This window comes from Methanobacterium veterum (assembly GCF_000745485.1).
GTDB classification, from domain to species: Archaea; Methanobacteriota; Methanobacteria; order Methanobacteriales; family Methanobacteriaceae; genus Methanobacterium_D; species Methanobacterium_D veterum.
In genome coordinates this window covers 87,078-106,744 of the sequence record NZ_JQJK01000009.1, presented here as the reverse complement: position 1 = coordinate 106,744, position 19,667 = coordinate 87,078, and the positions used below count along the sequence as shown (strand labels likewise).

The following is a 19,667-nucleotide window of genomic DNA, read 5'->3' as shown; positions in this document are numbered from 1 at the left end:
AGAGTTTAAAGTCTACCAATATTTAATACTTTTTATTATTCATTTATTATTACTTTCAGGTTCAAATTATGGAGTTTAGTAATAAAAAACACATGAAATTATTACCAAATGAGTAACTATTGTTCAATTTGTAATAAATTCTCTAAAAGTTAAGTAAAATCAAGAAAGTATATTATACAAAACTAATAACAAAATAAGACTCTTTAAAATTGTTTAAATATACATTATTTAAAAAAAAAGAACATAAATAATATTTATTTATATATAAGACACATCTTAAGCGTTATTTTATAATAATAATAATAATAATCTTTTTAATCCACAATTAAATCATAAATTGACATAATTGGCCTTTAAGACTTGAAGCAGAAAGCAGAGCTTAATGTTATTACTAAATCCTTTAAAAATCCCTAAAAAGGTTTAAAGATGCAACAACCAGGGTAAATAAAAAATATTTATTCTAAATCCTTTTTAACAAAGATAAGATTTTCATCATAATTTAAAATGTATTCTTCAGTTCGCCAGTTGAGTTTTTTTAAAGCGATTTCTACTGTTTCTAAATTCTCTTCATTATATGGAAAAGTGGTCCATGCAACACAGGTGGATTTTCTTTCAAAGTCAAAATCTAATTCTTTCAATTTTTCTACTACGAAATCCAATGTTGTTAATTTTTTCATCTTTAATAATTCAACATTATCTTTATAATTCATATTATATCCCTCAAAAAGTTTGTAGGGCATTTAGAATACATTTGAGCGAAATTCAAATGCCCTATACTTTTTAATTGCTTAGGTATGTTTTGGGTTAATTTTTCAAATGTCCTAAGGACATCAAGGGGGAAACTTATGGCAAGACCGTCGAAAATCATGGATTTTCGGGCTTTCAAAAAACTGATGTTTTTTGATATTTGCAAATCAAAGTTATTAAAATTCAAAGAATTTTGAGGGATTTGCAGCCGTGAAAAAATTATTTTTCACATGCCCAAACACTTCATGTTGACGGCCTGCAAAATCATAGCTTGCAAAAACTGAAGGTTTTTGCGCATTCGAAATCTTTGATTTCAATGCCCCGAATACTTCGTATTCGAAGGCTCCGAAAATTCTTCAATTTTTGAGAGATTTTGCAAGGATTAATTAATACTTAAAGAAGGTATTTTAAACCATTCGTAATACTAAATCAGCCCTTTGCCATTACAAAGAAAGATTAGCGCTTTTTGTATATAATACTTTCTATTTATTTGGTATTATTACTTTCATGGCCAATTTAAACAGAATCTTAATACTTATAGAAAAAGTAATAAAAATAGGGGTGCTTTAATAATAACTATAACAAAGTTTTTTCAACAAAAATCAGGTTTTCATCATAGTTTAAATTGTATTCCCTCTTCTCCCAGTCAAGTTTATTTAAACAACTCTTTACAACTCTTAAATTAAATTCATTGTAAGGAAATGTTGTCCATGCTATGCAGGAACCTTTTCCTGCAAAATCTGTGTTTAAAATTACAAGTTTCTCTATTACTTCAGATTCAGCCAAATAATTATGCTCCACTTTTACTCCCCCGAAATGGAAATCAATATAAAAAATATAATTAAATATCTTATATCTTCAAAACCATTACATTTTAATTTTAATTCTTAGTTTTCCTCTGCTTAAGGAGGAAGATGGCAAAGACGGCAAATAAATATTTGCGGTGTGCAAAAATTTTCAATTTTTAACAGACACCGAAAATCAAATTCAAAATATAAAATTATAAACTTTGACATAGATTTTAATACTGCATTCGTATTCAAAGTAATACAAATTGGCCCTTTGCCATTACAAAAACCAATTATAGTTTTTCCACATATAATACTTTCTATTTGGATTTTATTATTACTTTCGGGGCAAATTTAGATGAAATAGTAATACTTACATCAAAAATAAGGACATCGTATAAAAAAAATTCCTAATAATATGCTAATTTCTAAATATCTAATTAAATGCTAAAAACGGTAATTTTCTATTATAATCCCTGTAAATTAAAAAATAGGAGCTAAATCTTTGTAAATAATATACTTAAATCCTAAAAGAGACCAATTCCAAAGCTATTTACCATTTCCTGGAGATCTCCAAATTCAATTCCTCCATTTTCTCCTTTAAAATATCTTTCGGCCGTTTCAATATAGCTGGATCTTCAATTATCTCTTTTGAATACCTCAAAAGTTCAGAATCTTCAAGTAATTCCTTTGAATGTTTTACCAATTCTAATTCGTTAATTATTTCGCTTGATTCTTCAAGTATATCCTGCGGTGCAGGTATTATATCTGATTCCTGAATTATTTCTTTAGTTTCAGTGATTTTCTTCCTGTAGATACCCACTGGAGAAAGTATAAGTATAATTATGCTTAAAAATGCTCCTAACATCATTATCAAGTGCATTCCACTTGTAAAATTATATGCAGCCAGGTTATAGAGTTGATTTTGCTGTAAAACATCCGGGCTTATGGTAGTATACAGCAGTATACCTGCAATTGATACTCCAAATACCATTCCCAGATTTCGCATGGTCACTATAATGCTAGAAGCTAGACCTTTCTTCTTATCAGGTATAACAGTCATAATAGCCCTGTTATTTGGAGCCTGGAAGATTGCAGCACCTACTCCTAAAAGAGCCAATCTCCATACAACATCAAAGACATTAGAGAACATGGTAAGGGACGTCATAGAATAAAATGCTAAAGCACTTATTAATGCCCCCATAATTGCCAGAGGTCTTGAACCTACCCTATCAGCCAATGTCCCACTTATAGGGGCCAAAATCATCATAACTACAGGGTTAACAGTTAATACAGCTCCAGTTAATGCAGGATTGCATAATAAAACCTTTTGCAGGTAGAAAGGCATGATAAAGAGGATCATGTACATACAAATATAGTTGAAGTACAGGCTGAGGTTAAATGCGGAAAATGTTTTGTTTTTAAATATTTCAAGGTCCAAAAGAGGATCATCTGCCCTTTTCTCATTCCAGATAAACAAGATTAATGTTGTTACAGCCACAGCAGCCATTATTATTGTTAAATTATCTAATTTTGATGTTTGAATATCATTAAGCAGGTATACTACAGAAAAAAGGCAAAAATACTGTATTATTGCTCCAGGAATATCTAATTTAACTGGTTTAGTTTCATCTCTTGTTAACACTTTGTAACAAAGCAAAAAGCTGGTTATACCCATGGGAATATTTACCAGAAATATAGTTTGCCAGCCAAAGAATGTTTGTATTAACCCCCCAATTGCGGGACCAATTGCCAAACCTGCAGATATGGCCACTGCATATATACCCAAAGCTTTACCAGTTTGACTGAGTGGGAAAGCGCTCTTAACTATACCTAAAGACACAGATATCATCAATGCAGCAGCAATTCCCTGTAAGCTCCTGAAAATTATCAAATAAGTTATTGAAGGGGATAAACTGCATAAAATTGATGTAGCAAGGAAACTAATCAACCCCACCATGTATATCCTTTCATGACCGTAGAAATCACCTAATCGGCCAAATAATAAGACAAAACCCAGTAAATTAATTAGGTAAGCTGTTATTACCCATTCTGAGCTTGCTATACTTGTAGAAAAGAAAGCAGTAATTGTAGGTAACGAAACATTAACAATACTTGCATTAATAGGTACCATTATGGTTCCTACAGCAATTGCAAATAATATCCGCCATTTTCTTTCTAAAACATTCAAAACAGTTTCACCTGAATATGAAATAAGGCTCTATTTAACTTTATTTTATATAATAAGTTTCTAATAAATTTTTTGAACATGCTGATCCTTTAAAATTCAACCATTTATTTATATTTAAAAACATATTATCCATTAATCGCGCTAAAATCAATCAAAACAAATAAATTCACGTTCTAAATACTTATAAGAGGTCTAATTATCTTAAAATAAAAAGTAATTGAAATAAAGTTATTCGTCAAAGACAGTAACCTTATTCATTACGTCGTTCTGTTTTATTTTGTTTACAACATCCATTCCTTTAACGACTTTACCAAAAACAGTGTGTACTCCGTCAAGGTGCGGCTGTGGAGAATGGGTAATGAAAAACTGACTGCCGCCTGTGTCTTTACCTGCGTGAGCCATGGAAAGAGCCCCTGCACCGTGTTTGTGAGGGTTTATTTCACATTTTATAGTGTAACCCGGTCCACCAGTTCCATTTCCTTTAGGACATCCACCCTGGATGACAAAATTAGGAATCACCCTGTGGAATGTCAGACCATTGTAAAATCCTTCTTTTGCAAGCTTTTCAAAGTTAGCTACTGTATTTGGAGCTTCTTTATCAAAAAGTACAAGTTCTATATTCCCTTTATCAGTTTCAATTATTGCTTTTTTCATTTTTTTTTCACCATCGATTAATTTATAATCAAGTAAGAAGTTTTAAAAAGTATAAATTCAATTTTTAGAAAGTAATTCCAATTCAAGGATACTTTCGGGTAACTCATTAACACTAATGTTTGACGAGATATTGAGATAAATATTTTATCATATAATATATGAACTTAACTACATTTAGTCTTTAAAATGTACTTAAAAAAATGATACTGCTTAATTTAAAATCTGTTTAATTTTTTAAATCCATAAATTTCCAAATTTTCCGGATGATTTAATAGTGCACAGAACAAATTAATTTGGTAAAATAAATTTCAATTAGATAATAAAATTTTATACTCACTCAAAAAATCTCTCGAAAATCCGTAGGATTTGCGGAGTATTTTTTGGTGCCCCGAAAAATCAGAGATTTTTCGAGGGTTTTTGATTACAAAGGTGATTTAATGAATACGGAAGAAATTATGGCTTTAGATAAAGAATACGTCATGCAAACATATGGACGGTATCCTTTAGCCCTTGCAAAGGGACAGGGATCTGTGGTTTGGGACGTGGAAGGTAAAACATATATTGACTGTTTTGCAGGGATTGCCGTAAACAACGTAGGACATTCACATCCAAAGGTTGTAGAGGCCATATGTAACCAGGCTAAAAAGATGATTCACTGCTCCAATATCTATTATACACAGGAGCAGGTAGAATTAGCCAAATTACTTACAGAGGTTTCTCCGCATGACAAAGCATTCTTCTGTAACAGCGGTGCAGAAGCAAACGAAGGGGCCGTGAAACTTGCACGGAAATTTACAGGAAACGGCGAAATAATTGCCATGGAAAACTCATTCCACGGGCGAACCCTCGCCATGATTACAGCTACAGGCCAGCATAAATACAAAAAGGGATTCGAACCATTATCTCCAGGATTTACACATGTTCCTTTTGGTGATATTGAAGCAGTTTCAGAAACCATAACTGATGACACAGCTGCAGTTCTAGTTGAGCCAATACAGGGCGAAGGAGGAGTTATAGTACCTCCAGAAAGTTATTTAAAAGAACTTAAAGAGCTCTGTGATGAAAATGATGTTCTCCTGATCTTCGACGAAGTGCAGACTGGGTTTGGAAGGACTGGAGAAATGTTTGCATCCGACCTTTTCGGTGTAACTCCAGACATAACTACCGTTGCTAAGGCTTTAGGTGGAGGGTTCCCCATAGGGGGTGTACTCGCACAGAAAGAAGTAGCAGACGCATTTGAACCCGGAGACCACGCAGCAACCTTCGGTGGAAACCCACTTGCATGTGCAGCTGCAAAAGCCAGTATTGAAACCATAATTGAAGAAAACCTCACTCAGAAAGCAAAAGAAATGGGAGAATACCTTAAATACAAACTCAATGAACAGAAAAAACTGTACGGCATTGTAGAAGATGTGCGTGGTGAAGGCCTAATGATAGGAATGGAAATTGACATTGACTGTTCAGATATCGTGACCACTGCCAGAGACCAGGGTATTCTTATAAACTGTACAGCAGGCAATGTTTTAAGGTTTGTACCGCCGCTTAACATAGATAAAGGTCAGATAGACACTGTTACATGTGTTTTAGAGACTATTTTAAGTGATCTTTCTTAAAAATGGATTATTTCCATTTTTAACTTTTGTTCTACAGTATCTATTTTTAAAACAATATTTTTCAATAAATATCATAAATTCCACTGAATTTTCCATTTTTTCAACCTCAACATAAAACACTTTTTATAGTAAGAAGAGAATAAATTTAATGTTTACTTCTTTTTTGGAATTCCAAAATCGAAGTTATCAAAACTGAAAGTTTTGATATTGCAAATCAAAGCTAGAAATGCTTTGAATTTTTCTTGCATAAAAATCATAGTTGATAATTTGCGCCCAAAAACAAGTTTTTGGGAAATGGAGAGATTTATGATGCAATTTGATCTTAAAACAAATGAAAAAGGAAATTTAAGCATCGGTGGAGCAGATGCTGTAGAACTCACAGAAAAATATGACACCCCTCTTTACGTTATAGACGAGATGAAAATAAGGGATAATTACAACAGGCTGTACAACGCATTTTCCAGCCAGTACGAAGACTTTAAGATATTTTACGCCTGTAAAGCTAATACAAACCTTGCAGTAATGAGAATACTGGAACAGGAAGGAAGCTGTATTGATGCAGTGTCCCCTGGAGAAGTGTATACCTCACTCCTTGCAGGATTTGAACCTGAAAGGATCTTATACACAGGGAACAACGTTACTGATGAAGAACTTAAATTCGCAGTATCATCAGGTGTTACAATCAACCTGGATTCAATTTCAGCCCTTAAAAGGCTTTCAAAATTAACAGACCCTGAAAAAGTCAGGATATCATTCAGGGTAAACCCAATGGTAGGTGCTGGACACCACGAACACTGCATAACCGGTGGTGAACTATCTAAGTTCGGTGTTATGGAAAAAGAAGCAGCAGATGTTTACAGCTTAGCACAAGATCTCGGATTTACACCTGTCGGAATTCATACCCACATAGGATCTGGAATACTTGACCCTGAACCATTCATGCTCGCAGTCGAAACCCTTATGGACATTACAGGAAAAGTACACGAAGAAGCAGGAGTTAAATTTGAATTTATAGACTTCGGTGGCGGACTTGGAATTCCATACGAGCCACATGAAAACAAACTTGACATAGACCACTTTTCAAAAGAAATTGTAGGACTCTTTAAAAACAAATTAAATGAGTACAACCTCGGAAAACCTACAATGTACCTCGAACCAGGCAGATATATCGTTGGAAACGCTTCAACACTCCTTACAAAAGTAAATACCATAAAACAGAGCTACAGGAAATTTGCAGGTGTAGATGCTGGTTTTAACACACTTCTACGTCCTTCAATGTACGGTTCATATCATCACATCGTGGTTGCAAACAAGCCAGAAGCAGAAGCTACCCAGAATATAGACATTGCTGGAAATGTATGTGAATCTGGAGATTTATTTGCAAGGGACAGACCACTGCCTGAAATTGAAGAAGGAGATGTACTTGCGATCTTAAATGCGGGAGCATATGGATTTTCAATGTCATCACAGTACAATTCACGCCCAAAAACCGCGGAAGTGCTTGTAACTGACGGTGAAAGCGAAGTTATAAGGGAGAGGGAAACCTTTGCAGATGTCCTTGCAAAACAGAATGTGCCTGTAAGGCTTTTAAAATAGACACAGATTACTGTACATTAATTAAAAGACAATATTGTAAAGCTTTTAAAGTAGGTACATGAGTTAGGAAGCACCCGAGACTTAAATTAATGTACAATTATTATGAAACTTTTAAAATAAAGACTATGAAATGCGTTACGCACCATAACTTAAATTAACGCTTCAAAAACCTGTCTTTAGGGGTTTAAAATAAATATTTCTTAAGCTTTCAAAAAACAGGTATCTATCCAGGAAAACTAAAAACAAAATCTTATTAATCAACGAGGCCTTAGTAATGAGTTTAAAAAAAATTAAATTTTCAAAAATGCACGGACTTGGAAACGATTACATTGTAATCGATGAAACAAAGGAAGAAATTATTCCAGAGGACAAAAAACCAGAAATTACAGCAGAAATCTGCAGACGCGGTTTTTCAATTGGAGCTGACGGAGTTATATTCGTTACTCCATCTGCATCTGAAGACATATGGTTTAGAATCTTTAATTCAGATGGTTCTGAAGCTGAAATGTGTGGAAATGGAATAAGGTGTTTTTCCAAGTTTGTATATGATAAAGGGGTTATAAATAAAGAAAATATAGATGTTGAAACACTCGGCGGAACTAAAAAAGTAGAGTTAACTATCGAAGATGGAAAAGTGGCATCTTCAAAAGTTAATATGGGTAACGCAACCTTCAAAACATCGGAAATTCCAATGACAAGTGATAAAGAAGAGTTTCTTGATGACGAATTAGTTGTAGGTGGAAATCCGCTTAAAATGAGTGCAGTAAGCGTTGGAAATCCTCATGCTGTAATATTTACTGATAATCTTGATGATGTGCCTCTAAATGAAATGGGTCCTGTAATTGAAGCACATGAGGCATTTCCACAGAAAATAAACGTACATTTCGTGAAAATATTAAGTAAAAACGAAATAGACATGATTACATGGGAGCGTGGCGCTGGCGTAACATTTGCATGCGGTACTGGAGCTACTTCCTGCGTATTAGCTGGATTTAAACTTGGAAAACTCGATAACGATGTCCTGGTACATCTTCCTGGTGGAGATCTTAAAATAAATGTCTATGAAAATAGTGAAACTTTAGGCGCATTCATGGAAGGGGATGCCGTCTTAGTCTTCGACGGGGAAATGGAACTTAATATTTAATTTTAGAAAATGCTGTCAAAAATCACAGGTTTTTGACGTTAAGGGAAATTTCGTTTCCCGAACCGCAAAACTGAAGGTTTTGCAGGCAACAAACACTTTGTGTTTGTCTGCTCTGCATTTTCTAACCTTTGGAAATCTTTGATTTCCAATTTTTACGGGGCATAGCTCCGTAACCGCAAAACCCCTGGTTTTGCATGCTCAAACGCTTCGCGTTTGAGGTTGAAAGAAACTACGTTTCTTGAACCGCAAAATCGAAGATTTTGTAGGTCCCAAAAAATTCATAGAATTTTTTGAGGATTTTTATTGCCTATTAAAATTATGGAAATTGAGCTTTAATTAGACAAAAGCTCTTATCCTTTAATTTTAGATAATTAAATTCACTAATTTTTGATTTATTTTTTTATTTGAAGATTTTTAATCCAGATACTTAAATCTAGCCTTAATGTTTATTTTAGTGTGTATTTTAATAGATTATTCACTGGTTAATGCCATGTAAACCATTATTCTTCCAAGTTCTGTCATTAGATAAAAGTCTTCGGTCTCTTTTCCTTTTTCTAAAAGGTCTGTACTGTAATAAGCATGTGCTTTCTCCTCGCCTGCTTCAAATTCTTTTGTTTCAAAGTACTTTAAAATTCCTACATCAGATAATTTCTTTAAGTACTCTTTTGCACTGTCTTCAGTAATCCCAAATTCTTTATTAATAGATTTAGAGTCAATAAATCCATGACAATCAGCTAATTTTAATATTTCACTCTCTTTCTCACCAAGCGCACCTGCAGGGATGATAGGAAGCTGCTGAAGTTCTCCATGGCTTAGTACATATGTTGGATTTAAAGAACGCATTTGGGCAAGCCATAAAAGATACACACCAGTTCTATCTGGCCTAACTATAATTGAAAAATCATCTTCATCATTTAAAATTGCATTAGCTTTATGGATAATATCTTCAAATCGATTTTTTATCTTCATATAATCCGTTTTAACCTCAAAATCTCTGAATTTCGCCTTTTTGGATGATACAATTATCATCCTATCAGGTTTAACTTCAGACACCGCATCTTGAATATTATTTTTACTTTTAAGATTTGTTATCAATATTTTTTCACTCATGATATCACCAACAAGCTACAGGTAAAGAAACAGAAAAATTTTGATTTTTTATATTAAAATAACTATAATTTTCTGAGTGTATGCTCAAGCACAACTGCATTATTGTGCTCTTTATCTTTTGCAGAGTAAATTAAAGTTACTTTACCTTTATCTTTTTCTATATCCTTTATTTCATTAATTAGCTCACTTTTGTTTTTTAGTTCGTTTTTATACCTATTTTCAAATTCGTTCCACTTCTTAGGGTCATGCGAAAACCATTTTCTTAGATCATTGGTTGGTGCAATCTCTTTCATCCAAGCATCTAGATCAGCCTTTTCCTTGGATACTCCCCTAGGCCAGATTCTGTCAACAAGAATTCTAAATCCATCATTCTCACTGGATGACTCATACACCCTTTTTATCTTTATCATTTTATCACTTTTAATACTATGGTTAAAATTAATAATAAGTTTTTTTAACTGTCAAAACTTCATAGTTTTGACGCCCGAAAAATTGAAAATTTTTCGACGGCAGTCAAAAATTCGGAGAATTTTTGTGGCACGAAAAACTGTCAAAATCTCTGATTTTGACGTATCGAAAAATCTCTCAAAAAACCGAAAGTTTTTTGGAGCACAAAACCTTCGGTTTTGCAAGTTTTAATTTTTCGACGGCAGTCAAAAATTCAAAGAATTTTTGTGTTTCAAAAACTGTCAAAACTTTATAGTTTTGACTCCAAAAAATTGAAACTGATAAAAACTTCGTTTTTGTTGTATCAAAATTTTTAATCTTTTTTGTGACACTTAAACATGGTGAAGTTGGTATATTTAAAATAGAAGGATTTAAACCCTCTAATTGACTCTTATATCTCCAAGAAGAATTCTATAAAAATATAAAAAATGAAATATAACTTAAAAACTACATGGCATATAACTAAAATTTAAACAAAACGAGTGGTAAATTAGCTTTTACTTTATTTAAGGCAAGTAAACAAAAAAAATTCAATTTTAAAAATACTGAATCAAAAATAAAAAGGTAATATATGTTAAATTATCCTACCCTTTGAATGCATTCCCTTCTTAACTTCAAGAGATCCTTTTTTCTTTTTTTAAGGTCATCTACTTCTTTAACAATTTCGGGGAATTTCTCCAGGATACATTTAACTACTTTATCCTCATGGATCCATGTGCAGTCCTGGCAGCTCCAGACTCCTTTATCTTTTATCCATTTGCCCCCCGTAGAACTATCTCCACATGGATAAAATGGACAGTAACAGAAAGTACAGCTCTGTCCCTCTTCATGACATGGATAATATTCACATTCTAAATTAGGACCTTCAACTATTTCGCCCTCTAAAAAGTGCTCATAAAATTCTTTTGAAAGTGGATGTATATCTGATCGGATCATATAACCCCTTGGAGTTATCATATATCCATCCTGAACATAAGTCATGGAATTTCCAATAATTACAGTTGTAGACATGTTTATTTCATGATTTTTAAGTTCTCCAAGTGTTGTTACTGTAGTATCTACTCCATTATCTCCACTTTTCACTATCCCAACAGGAGTAGATGGTTTTTTGTTTTCAAGTAAGACCCTGTAAGCTTCATTAAATGGTTCTTTCCTTGTTTTACTCTTTGGATTGTATATGGCAATTACAAAGTCCCCTTTTGATGCAAACTCTACTTTTCTTTTTATTTCAGATAATGGGGTTAAAATATCACTTAAACTTATAACTGCAAAATCGTGGAGAGGTGCTCCGAGTTTGGACGCTGCAAAGGTTGCTGCAGTTACACCCGGTATAACTTCCACTTCAATGTCACTGTACTTGCCAATTAATTGAAAAATAACATTTCCCATTCCAAATACGCCGGGATCTCCAGAACTTATAATTGCAACATTCTTACCTTCCCTTGACTTTTGTATGGCTATTTCAGCTCGTTCTATTTCATCGCCCATTCCCTTTTTAATTATTTCTTTCCCATCGAGCAGGTCTTCTATGGGTTTTATGTAAGCTTTATAAGCGATTATAACTTCGCAGTTCTTAATTGCATTTAAAGCCCTTATACTCATGTCTTCTCTGGAAGGTCCTATGCCTATAACGCTGATCATCGAATCACCATGTTAAAAAATTAATTATTCTTTATAAAAAATATAGTTAGTTTAAGCTTTAACTTAAACTAATCATTCTATTTTAAGATTTTATTTGCTTAAGTGATGTTATCCTGATTGTGTTAACATCCACTGCTATACCTTTTGTTTTCTGCTCTCCAGTTGCTGTTGCAGTCAAATTATAGGTTGCGCTTGGACTTATTACTATTTGTCCACTTGTAAAAGCAGTATTGGAACTATTTGCAGTTGTTTCATTTTCCTTATACCCTGTTGCTGAAATAGTCACATTTACGTTACCGCCGCTTGAGCTAACTATTATGGCAGATATTGTGTCAATATTAATTCCATCAAGCTGAGTTTTGCTTTTAAGAGCCTGTGAAACCGGATCTACGTTTGTAACGTTGTATGTTTTAGCGATGCTTACTTTTGAACCTATGCCTATACTGTCCCAAATAGCAGTTAGTTTACTGACCTGCATATCTATGACTTTTCCAACATCGGGGGGTTGGGAAGTTACTATAGTATACGAGCTTAAAAGTCCTGCTTCAAAAATTATCCCGAAGAGTAATAGGAAAAATATAAATTTTATAATCCTTGGCAAATTTTATCACCTTAAATAATTTATTTTAGTATACTTTCTTAACATGAATTTTTAAAATTGATTAACTTAGTTTTGTGAGTTAAATTAGATTAATATTATAATATGATGTTATAAATATACATACAAAAAGCTTTGCACGGGGTAGTCATGAGCGATGATATCATTTTAAAGTTCACCAATGCCAACATTTTGATAAACGATAAAGCATATGAACGCATAATAACTCAAGAAAATTCTATTGAATTCACAGAATCATTAATAGAGGATCTAGTATACTCTAATCAGAATATAATTGTTTTAACTGAAGATATTCTGGATCAATATCTAGAAAAAAATGGTTTAAAAGGAGAAATAAACAGTGAGATTATCCCTGAAAATGTGGATATAAATCCCACTACGGTCTCCCAGAGTAAATTCCAAACTGGAAGGCCATTTGATTTTCACGTGATCCAGGATACCACTAAAAAATCATATACAAGCGGGGAAGTTAAGGACTTTATCACTTATTTTAACAGCAGATATGAACAATTACATAATATTTTAAATAAAAGAAGGGAATTAAAGGATCACCGCCCTATTAATAGAATAGGTAAGAACGAAGAAGTCATCAAAATAATAGGAATGGTAAATGACATCAAAAATACCAAAAACAGTCATAAAATAATAGAATTAGAAGATGAAACTGGAAGTATTAGTGTTCTTGTACATAATGAAAGCGGTCAGCTCTATGAAAAAGCTGAGAAAATTGTAAGAGATGAAGTTATTGGTATAATTGGAAGTAAAAAAGGAACATTAGTAATAGCTTCAGATATTATACAGCCAGGAGTTCCCAGAATCGATGAAAAACCAATGGATTTTGGAGCAGTTTTTATTTCTGATGTCCACATAGGCAGTTCTACTTTTCTTGAAGATGCATTTAATAGATTTATAAAATGGATAAACGGAGATTTTGGTGATGATAACCAGCAGGAAATCGCCAACGATGTTAAATATCTAGTTTTAGGTGGAGATACAGTTGATGGAATTGGTATATACCCAAACCAGGAAAAAGAACTCACTATAAAAGATATTTATGAACAGTACGACGAAGCTGCAAGACTTCTTGGAGATGTTCGAAGCGACATTAAAATAATAATATCCCCTGGAAACCACGATGCAGTAAGATTAGCTGAGCCACAGCCTGCGCTTCCAGAAACATACGCAAAGTCACTTTATGAACTTAAAAATGCAGAATTTGTAAGTAATCCCGGAGTTGTAAGTTTAGACGGGATCAATACACTCATATATCACGGAAGAAGCTTTGATGACATGGCTATGTCTGTTAAAGGGTTTTCCCACCAGCGGACAGATTTGGTAATGACTGAACTGATAGAAAAAAGGCATTTAGCACCCATATATGGGGAAAGAACCCCCCTTGCATCGGAATATGAAGACCATCTCGTCATAAAAGAAGTTCCAGATATATTCCATACAGGGCATGTGCATATTAATGCATATAAAAGACATAAAGGCATTCATCTGATAAATTCAGGGACTTTTCAATCCCAAACAGAGTTTCAGAAAATCTACAACATCGTGCCAACATGTGCAGAAGTCCCCGTGATACATAAAGGATCATTTAAACTATTAAAATTTGCTTAAATGTGAAATAACTTCACATAAATTTATTATTTTCATTGACTACATTTTTAAAATAGCTAATTAATAAATTATAAATAAAAAGACATTATATTCAAGTGATTTAAATGGATAAAAATCTAATTATAAAAGGATTAGTTGATACTTCACATTATGTTTACAAAAAGGGTCTTGTACCTGGAAAATCTGGAAATATAAGCTGTAGATTTTATGAAGAAGGAATATCAAAAGTTGCAATTACAAGAAGCGGTATTGCCAAAAGAAACGTGGAATCAGACGATATTATTATAATAGATATGGATGGAAATATGCTTGAGGGAGATAAAAAACCATCTATGGAGACTTTTCTGCACCTTGGAATCTATAGGGAAAGAAATGACATAAATAGTATTGTACATTCACATTCGCCATTTGCAACTGGTTTTTCAATGTCAGGCAAAAAATTAAAAAGATTGGAAGGATTTGGACCTATTGAAACTCCTTATATTCCATACGTGAAGTATTCAGCACCAGGAAGCGGAGAACTTGCTAAAGACACTGCTTTCATGATGAAAGACAACGATGCAGTGGTACTGAAAAATCATGGAACAGTTGCTGCAGGTGTTAATCTTGATGAAGCAACTCTTCTTGCGGAATTTATAGAAGATATTGCTAAAATACAGTATATTGCCCACACTTTAAGTTTAAATTCTGATATATCAGTCTAATTTTAAAATTGATTCAAGATTTTTTCATTTTAAATTTATTAAAAATAAGGCAGAGAACGGAGAAAGTTCTCTGCCATGTGGAGTTAATTAAGTCATGTTTTTTTTTTGTTTGGTATGGAATTCGCTTTCAACCTAGATATCCTATCTTTCGTAGTAATGACGGGTGAATCTGTGATATACAATAGTTAGGACCTAGAATATTGTTTCAAGCTCATTTCCCAATATCATACATACATTACCTAATTTTTCTAGCGTTGCCTGTACTACTCCACACAAACCATTAACAATGGTTACAATTAGGGGTTTACAATTGGTGGATACATTTGTACTTATCTGCGATGTATCTTCAGATAATGGAACATCTGATGAATCAATTACAGTACAATTACCATTATCTAATTCATTTACATCATTATCTTGACTCTCATTTAATTGATCTATATCATAGGAACCATCATATCCAAATTCAATACTTAATTCCGTGAACATGCCATATTCATCTTCATCAAGCTGATCATCTGCGTTTAACTCATCGAAATTATCTTCATCTGACGGACTTGATACATCAAGTTCATCCAGATAACCAGCGTCTTCATCAACAGTATCTAATATTTCCAACAAATCATTACCTATATCATCAAATTCATCCATACTTGCGGATTCAACCATATTATTGCTATCTGGTTCATCTATGTATTCAATATCTTCGCCAGGGATATTAAATGAACTAACGGCGTAATTATCAGTTTCATCCGGCTGATCATCCGATATACATTCTAAATCTGATGGATCTATCACTGTATAATTGCCAATATAGTTACCATCATCGTCATATCCATCAATATAACCGCTATCTTCATCTTCTGGATCTGAAACATCAAATGTTACCCTATCATTATTAGATGAGTTTAATACTTGAGATATACCTTTAATATCATTATTGGTTTGTTTAACTGCTGTAGAAGCGACGGTTTGCTGATCTACAGGAGAATCTACTGCAAATGCCGGTGCCACTCCTATCATCAAGATTACAAGAAAAATTGCCATTAACACTTTCACATCATCACATCCAATTATAACAATTCATGATTTTGATTAATAAGTTTCATAGTATATAATCTTAACTATTTTAACGGCGTATTAACGTCTATTAATTGTTCCATTAAGGCAATATTGCTCTTAAGTGACAAATAAGATTTATATAAGATCATTTTACAAAATTAATATTGCTATAACTGAATAAATAGAAACAAAGTCATATTATCCAAAATTTGAATTAAATATATTGGCATGAACTAGCAAAATAAAGTCTAAAATTTGGACCAATAGGACAAGAATTATTTAAAATAAAGTCTAAATTTTGGACTAATATATGAAAGTAGAATAAACCTAAATTGGATTAAATATTTGACAGAAATTAGTAGAATAAAGTCCAAATCTAAGATTAAATACTAACAAAAACAGTAAAATAAGCCTATTTTCAGACAAAATACACTGACAAATAGTAAAATAAAGCCCAAGTCAGACAAAATACACTGACAAATAGTAAAATAAAGCCCAAATTTGGACTTAAACTAGATAAAATAATTAATTTACAATGCCTTCTAAAACCTTAATTTACTTTTAACATTACAATATTATTCAAAAAAACATATTATCTTAAATTAGATTAAGTTAATTAATTTATTTTATCAACTTAGCCCATATTATCAAAAAATAAGTAAATTACCTTAAATTAGATTATTAAGTTAATTAGAGAGTTACAATGTTTAAAAGATAAATAATTCACTTAAACTAAAAATTAAAAGTGAAAACAGCATATATCTAAAAAAGAAAGTTTTGAGAAAATATCAGCTGAAAATAACGGTAAGTTACCTATGCTGACATCAATCAAAAGTAGCTAAATTAAGTTAATATTTATTTAAAATTAAATTCAGTCTCTAACAGACTCTAGTTCGCTTAAAACATTCCATATAAGGGTTCTTGCATGTATTGGAATATTTGGATCATTACTAATTTCGTCAAGTATTGAAATTACAGTACTTGCACGGATAGTAGGTTCTTCATCATCTTTTGCCAATATATCCTTAGATTCTTCTGCTGCTCTCCTAATATTCCTAGGAACGCTTGTATCTTCCATTATATGTTGTAATATCTGATTAACACGATCAAATGCCTCTTCATTCATAATGTGACCTCCATAATATTTTTAGATAAAAGAATTCATAAAATAATCTAACTATTATTTTTTATATTTGATAAACTAAAAACCTTTTGGTATTTCAATAATTCACCTGTTTCTATTTGAATTTGAAAAATTTAAGATTTCCCCTATGAACTTCATATAGAAAATAATACAACTTACTTTATACTGACATAAATTTAACTTTTTAGCCTTTAGAAGCCACAGCAATGGCTACAGTAACCCCATTAAATGATGTTTTCTTTAATACAAGCCTAGAATTTCCTCCAGCAGTTATTAAAGCAACAGGCTCACAAACTCCATAAATACCAAATTTTTTCTTAACAAATGATGATTTTGAATATCCATCATAGTTAAATTTTTTTAATTCATCTAAAGGAATTATTTCAAGGGGTATGTTAAATTCAGAAACCACTTCAATTATACCCTCCTCATTCCTTTTCATTTCACCTGTTGAAATTACATCTATTCTTGCAACTGGTAAATTGAGAGTATTCATTGCACTTGTAATTGCACCTTCAACATTTTCTTTTGAAATATCTCTTCGTGCACCTATACCAACTGCAAACTTTTTAGGTTTTAAAATAATTTCAGTATCTCCAAATAACACTTTAAAATTATTTTCACCAGACTCAACTAAATTATAAGAAGATTTAACCTGTGGATCATCTGAAACAAAATTAAACCTTAATGGAACCAGCAGTTCAGGAAATTCCCCCTGGACCAAAGCAGAATTTATACTTTTTATTCCTCCAGGATTTTCAATATCCAGATAATATTTTTTTGCAAGTGAATCTATCCCTAATTTGCCATGTACATCTGTAGCTGTTGTTATAACTGGATCAGCACCCGTAATTTCTGCAATTTTCTTTGTAATTTCATTGGCACCGCCAAAATGACCTGAAAGTAAGCTTATAACATGTTTTCCAGCGTCGTCCATGACCAGGACTGCAGGATCTTCCAGTTTATTTTCAAGTAATCCGCAGATATTTCTTACCATAATTCCAGATGCCATTATGCCAATTATACAATCATATTTGCTGAATACAGATTGTAATGTCTTTTTAACATTTTTATGGAATATATCCACACCAGTTATTGTAGGATCATCTGCAAGATTTTCCCTGATTTTAGACGCAATATCCTGAGAATTCGTGGTTATGGTGATTATAGCAATTTTCAAAGAAAAATCTCCGGTTTTACTTTAATTAAAATGTAACTTCTAAACAGATATCATATATAAAATAAGTTTTCTACATTAAAATATTGTTTGGTATAGAGTGAAGTCATACCACTTTAAAATTTCATGATATGCTTCGTTTTGAATTTAAATAGCAGTTTAATTTATTATAACATTAATCTAAATTTTTAAAAGTACAGGAAAGTTTAATCGAAATTGACAAAAATAAAGCATATTCCACTAAATTTTATGGGCTTATTGATGTTAATCGGGCTGGAGCTGAAATATTTAGAAAACGCTGCTGAATATCAGCTATAAGCGAGTAATCTATTATGGATCACGTTTTTCAAGGACATGACCCCATTCATTTTTTAAAATCAAAATTATACCGGTTGTAATATTACTATTGAACGTAAAAAATGTATAAACGGCTATTTATCCTTTTTTTAGATTAATAAAACACAATAAAAGCTGCAAAAAATGAAAATTAAATTAATTGCATAATGAATAGAAAAAAGGTTTAACACCTTTTCCATTCAGGTTTAACCCGGAATGTTACTAAATAAAATATCATCATTATGACTGCAATACTTATGAGTTCATAAGCAGGATCTATTGCTGCCTGGGTAAATAGCGATGGTGTTTGCAGAATTGAAGCTTGAGGATGAATAATAGCTGATTCATAGATATTATTAGCAGCATGCATACCAATAGCTAGCTCTAGTGTTCCGCTTTTAAGAGTGATAAATGCTAAGGAGAATCCAACTACTACATAATAAACCATTGCTAGAATTCCACCTGCACTGATTTCAGGGTTTACTATATGGGGTAACAGGAATAAAATACCGTTTATCAGTGCTAGCACTAAAAAATTTCTGGTTAATAGCCCGGTTCCCTGCATCCAGTAGCCTCTGTAAGTGAGCTCTTCGCTAGTAGTTTGAAGTGGTATCAGCACCAAGATGAACGGCAGGAAGTATAAGAACTGTGAAATATTATTACCGTTAAACTGGATGTTTGATGAATTCAATCCATATAAAAGAACATCTGAAAGGATTAAAAGCAGTAAAAAAAATCCAAAGCCATAAAGAATAGGCTTCACGTTGATATTTTTAAAGGGAGTTATAAGTGTAGAAAATGGTCTTTGATGCACATAACGGACGCTTATGAACACTCCAATTATTCCACAAATTGCAGGACACATGGTAACCACAAAATAGGCCAGCGGGTGATTGAACTGATGTTAAGTGTTCCAAGATTAACTGATGATCCAAAGGCCATTGCAACGATGAACTGTACTGCAGCGCCAACAATATAAATAAAAAAATAAATAATAAATATTCCAATAATATACCTTATTAAACTTGTTTTACCTTTACGAGCTTGATCAAGAAATGTTTCCATTATATA

Annotated in this window: 19 protein-coding genes; 5 read left to right on the top strand and 14 right to left on the bottom strand. The window is 32.5% G+C overall.

All coding sequences use genetic code 11. The features are described from left to right. Window positions 1-455: 455 nt before the first annotated feature. The 5 genes from EJ01_RS04080 to EJ01_RS04065 form a co-directional block, all read right to left on the bottom strand. Window positions 456-710 carry a hypothetical protein gene (locus EJ01_RS04080; RefSeq protein WP_048082194.1) on the bottom strand — a complete coding sequence of 85 codons (255 nt, stop codon included), beginning with the start codon at window positions 708-710 and terminating at the stop codon, window positions 456-458. 213 nt (window positions 711-923) lie between these two features. Beyond that, on the bottom strand, window positions 924-1,064 hold the full coding sequence (locus tag EJ01_RS17135; RefSeq protein WP_157197629.1) for a hypothetical protein: 141 nt from the start codon (window positions 1,062-1,064) through the stop codon (window positions 924-926). 259 nt (window positions 1,065-1,323) lie between these two features. Further along, a complete protein-coding gene (locus tag EJ01_RS04075; RefSeq protein WP_157203579.1) occupies window positions 1,324-1,533 on the bottom strand; it encodes a hypothetical protein in 210 nt (69 codons plus the stop codon). Between the two features lie 555 nt (window positions 1,534-2,088). Next, window positions 2,089-3,726, bottom strand: a complete 1,638-nt coding sequence (locus EJ01_RS04070; protein ID WP_084689131.1) for an MFS transporter — start codon at window positions 3,724-3,726, stop codon at window positions 2,089-2,091. Window positions 3,727-3,954: 228 nt separating this feature from the next. Continuing rightward, window positions 3,955-4,380: a peptidylprolyl isomerase gene (locus EJ01_RS04065; protein ID WP_048082192.1), complete on the bottom strand. Its 426-nt coding sequence runs from the start codon at window positions 4,378-4,380 to the stop codon at window positions 3,955-3,957. A 437-nt stretch (window positions 4,381-4,817) separates the two neighbouring features. Between EJ01_RS04065 and EJ01_RS04060 the strand changes: the two genes are divergently transcribed. The 3 genes from EJ01_RS04060 to dapF all read left to right on the top strand — a co-directional run bounded on the left by EJ01_RS04060 (window position 4,818) and on the right by dapF (window position 8,733). Further along, complete coding sequence (locus tag EJ01_RS04060; RefSeq protein ID WP_048082191.1) at window positions 4,818-5,993, top strand: acetylornithine transaminase; 1,176 nt, start codon at window positions 4,818-4,820, stop codon at window positions 5,991-5,993. 309 nt (window positions 5,994-6,302) lie between these two features. After that, the gene (lysA, locus tag EJ01_RS04055) at window positions 6,303-7,589 is read left to right on the top strand and encodes a diaminopimelate decarboxylase (RefSeq protein ID WP_048192859.1); all 1,287 of its coding nucleotides are present in this window, start codon (window positions 6,303-6,305) and stop codon (window positions 7,587-7,589) included. Between the two features lie 274 nt (window positions 7,590-7,863). Next, entirely contained in the window at window positions 7,864-8,733 is an 870-nt protein-coding gene (gene dapF, locus EJ01_RS04050; protein ID WP_157197628.1) for a diaminopimelate epimerase, read from the top strand. A gap of 471 nt (window positions 8,734-9,204) precedes the next feature. Here dapF and EJ01_RS04045 read toward each other — a convergent pair whose 3' ends face one another. The 4 genes from EJ01_RS04045 to EJ01_RS04030 all read right to left on the bottom strand — a co-directional run bounded on the left by EJ01_RS04045 (window position 9,205) and on the right by EJ01_RS04030 (window position 12,532). Next, complete coding sequence (locus EJ01_RS04045) at window positions 9,205-9,843, bottom strand: hypothetical protein (protein WP_048082189.1); 639 nt, start codon at window positions 9,841-9,843, stop codon at window positions 9,205-9,207. Window positions 9,844-9,905: 62 nt separating this feature from the next. Next, window positions 9,906-10,253, bottom strand: a complete 348-nt coding sequence (locus tag EJ01_RS04040; protein ID WP_048082188.1) for a DUF488 domain-containing protein — start codon at window positions 10,251-10,253, stop codon at window positions 9,906-9,908. Between the two features lie 616 nt (window positions 10,254-10,869). Further along, window positions 10,870-11,931, bottom strand: a complete 1,062-nt coding sequence (gene cobJ, locus EJ01_RS04035; protein ID WP_048082187.1) for a precorrin-3B C(17)-methyltransferase — start codon at window positions 11,929-11,931, stop codon at window positions 10,870-10,872. 82 nt (window positions 11,932-12,013) lie between these two features. Then, entirely contained in the window at window positions 12,014-12,532 is a 519-nt protein-coding gene (locus EJ01_RS04030) for a hypothetical protein (protein ID WP_048082186.1), read from the bottom strand. A 147-nt stretch (window positions 12,533-12,679) separates the two neighbouring features. Here EJ01_RS04030 and EJ01_RS04025 point away from each other — a divergent pair, with 147 nt between their 5' ends. After that, the gene (locus EJ01_RS04025) at window positions 12,680-14,173 is read left to right on the top strand and encodes a DNA-directed DNA polymerase II small subunit (RefSeq protein ID WP_048082185.1); all 1,494 of its coding nucleotides are present in this window, start codon (window positions 12,680-12,682) and stop codon (window positions 14,171-14,173) included. A 104-nt stretch (window positions 14,174-14,277) separates the two neighbouring features. Further along, window positions 14,278-14,877 (top strand): class II aldolase/adducin family protein, encoded by a 600-nt coding sequence (locus EJ01_RS04020; protein ID WP_048082184.1) that lies wholly within the window; start codon window positions 14,278-14,280, stop codon window positions 14,875-14,877. 192 nt (window positions 14,878-15,069) lie between these two features. Here EJ01_RS04020 and EJ01_RS04015 read toward each other — a convergent pair whose 3' ends face one another. The 5 genes from EJ01_RS04015 to EJ01_RS03995 all read right to left on the bottom strand — a co-directional run bounded on the left by EJ01_RS04015 (window position 15,070) and on the right by EJ01_RS03995 (window position 19,661). Next, on the bottom strand, window positions 15,070-15,924 hold the full coding sequence (locus EJ01_RS04015; RefSeq protein WP_048082183.1) for a hypothetical protein: 855 nt from the start codon (window positions 15,922-15,924) through the stop codon (window positions 15,070-15,072). 886 nt (window positions 15,925-16,810) lie between these two features. Further along, entirely contained in the window at window positions 16,811-17,065 is a 255-nt protein-coding gene (locus tag EJ01_RS04010; protein WP_048082182.1) for a UPF0147 family protein, read from the bottom strand. 202 nt (window positions 17,066-17,267) lie between these two features. Beyond that, entirely contained in the window at window positions 17,268-18,263 is a 996-nt protein-coding gene (locus tag EJ01_RS04005) for a cobalt-precorrin 5A hydrolase (protein WP_048082181.1), read from the bottom strand. 517 nt (window positions 18,264-18,780) lie between these two features. Continuing rightward, entirely contained in the window at window positions 18,781-19,461 is a 681-nt protein-coding gene (locus EJ01_RS04000; RefSeq protein WP_048082180.1) for a CPBP family intramembrane glutamic endopeptidase, read from the bottom strand. Beyond that, window positions 19,437-19,661 carry a hypothetical protein gene (locus EJ01_RS03995; protein WP_048082179.1) on the bottom strand — a complete coding sequence of 75 codons (225 nt, stop codon included), beginning with the start codon at window positions 19,659-19,661 and terminating at the stop codon, window positions 19,437-19,439. Before EJ01_RS03995 ends, EJ01_RS04000 begins: the two co-directional genes overlap by 25 nt. Between the last annotated feature and the right edge of the window lie 6 nt (window positions 19,662-19,667).

Excerpts from the sequence above, each read along its gene's own strand:
- EJ01_RS04040 (WP_048082188.1), bottom strand. The coding sequence starts at position 10,253 with ATGATAAAGATAAAAAGGGTGTATGAGTCATCCAGTGAGAATGATGGA.
- dapF (WP_157197628.1), top strand. The coding sequence starts at position 7,864 with ATGAGTTTAAAAAAAATTAAATTTTCAAAAATGCACGGACTTGGAAAC.
- EJ01_RS04010 (WP_048082182.1), bottom strand. The coding sequence starts at position 17,065 with ATGAATGAAGAGGCATTTGATCGTGTTAATCAGATATTACAACATATA.
- EJ01_RS04045 (WP_048082189.1), bottom strand. The coding sequence starts at position 9,843 with ATGAGTGAAAAAATATTGATAACAAATCTTAAAAGTAAAAATAATATT.
- lysA (WP_048192859.1), top strand. The coding sequence starts at position 6,303 with ATGCAATTTGATCTTAAAACAAATGAAAAAGGAAATTTAAGCATCGGT.
- EJ01_RS04080 (WP_048082194.1), bottom strand. The coding sequence starts at position 710 with ATGAATTATAAAGATAATGTTGAATTATTAAAGATGAAAAAATTAACA.
- EJ01_RS04020 (WP_048082184.1), top strand. The coding sequence starts at position 14,278 with ATGGATAAAAATCTAATTATAAAAGGATTAGTTGATACTTCACATTAT.
- EJ01_RS04060 (WP_048082191.1), top strand. The coding sequence starts at position 4,818 with ATGAATACGGAAGAAATTATGGCTTTAGATAAAGAATACGTCATGCAA.
- EJ01_RS04025 (WP_048082185.1), top strand. The coding sequence starts at position 12,680 with ATGAGCGATGATATCATTTTAAAGTTCACCAATGCCAACATTTTGATA.
- EJ01_RS04065 (WP_048082192.1), bottom strand. The coding sequence starts at position 4,380 with ATGAAAAAAGCAATAATTGAAACTGATAAAGGGAATATAGAACTTGTA.
- EJ01_RS04015 (WP_048082183.1), bottom strand. The coding sequence starts at position 15,924 with ATGGCAATTTTTCTTGTAATCTTGATGATAGGAGTGGCACCGGCATTT.
- EJ01_RS04000 (WP_048082180.1), bottom strand. The coding sequence starts at position 19,461 with ATGTGTCCTGCAATTTGTGGAATAATTGGAGTGTTCATAAGCGTCCGT.
- EJ01_RS03995 (WP_048082179.1), bottom strand. The coding sequence starts at position 19,661 with ATGGAAACATTTCTTGATCAAGCTCGTAAAGGTAAAACAAGTTTAATA.
- cobJ (WP_048082187.1), bottom strand. The coding sequence starts at position 11,931 with ATGATCAGCGTTATAGGCATAGGACCTTCCAGAGAAGACATGAGTATA.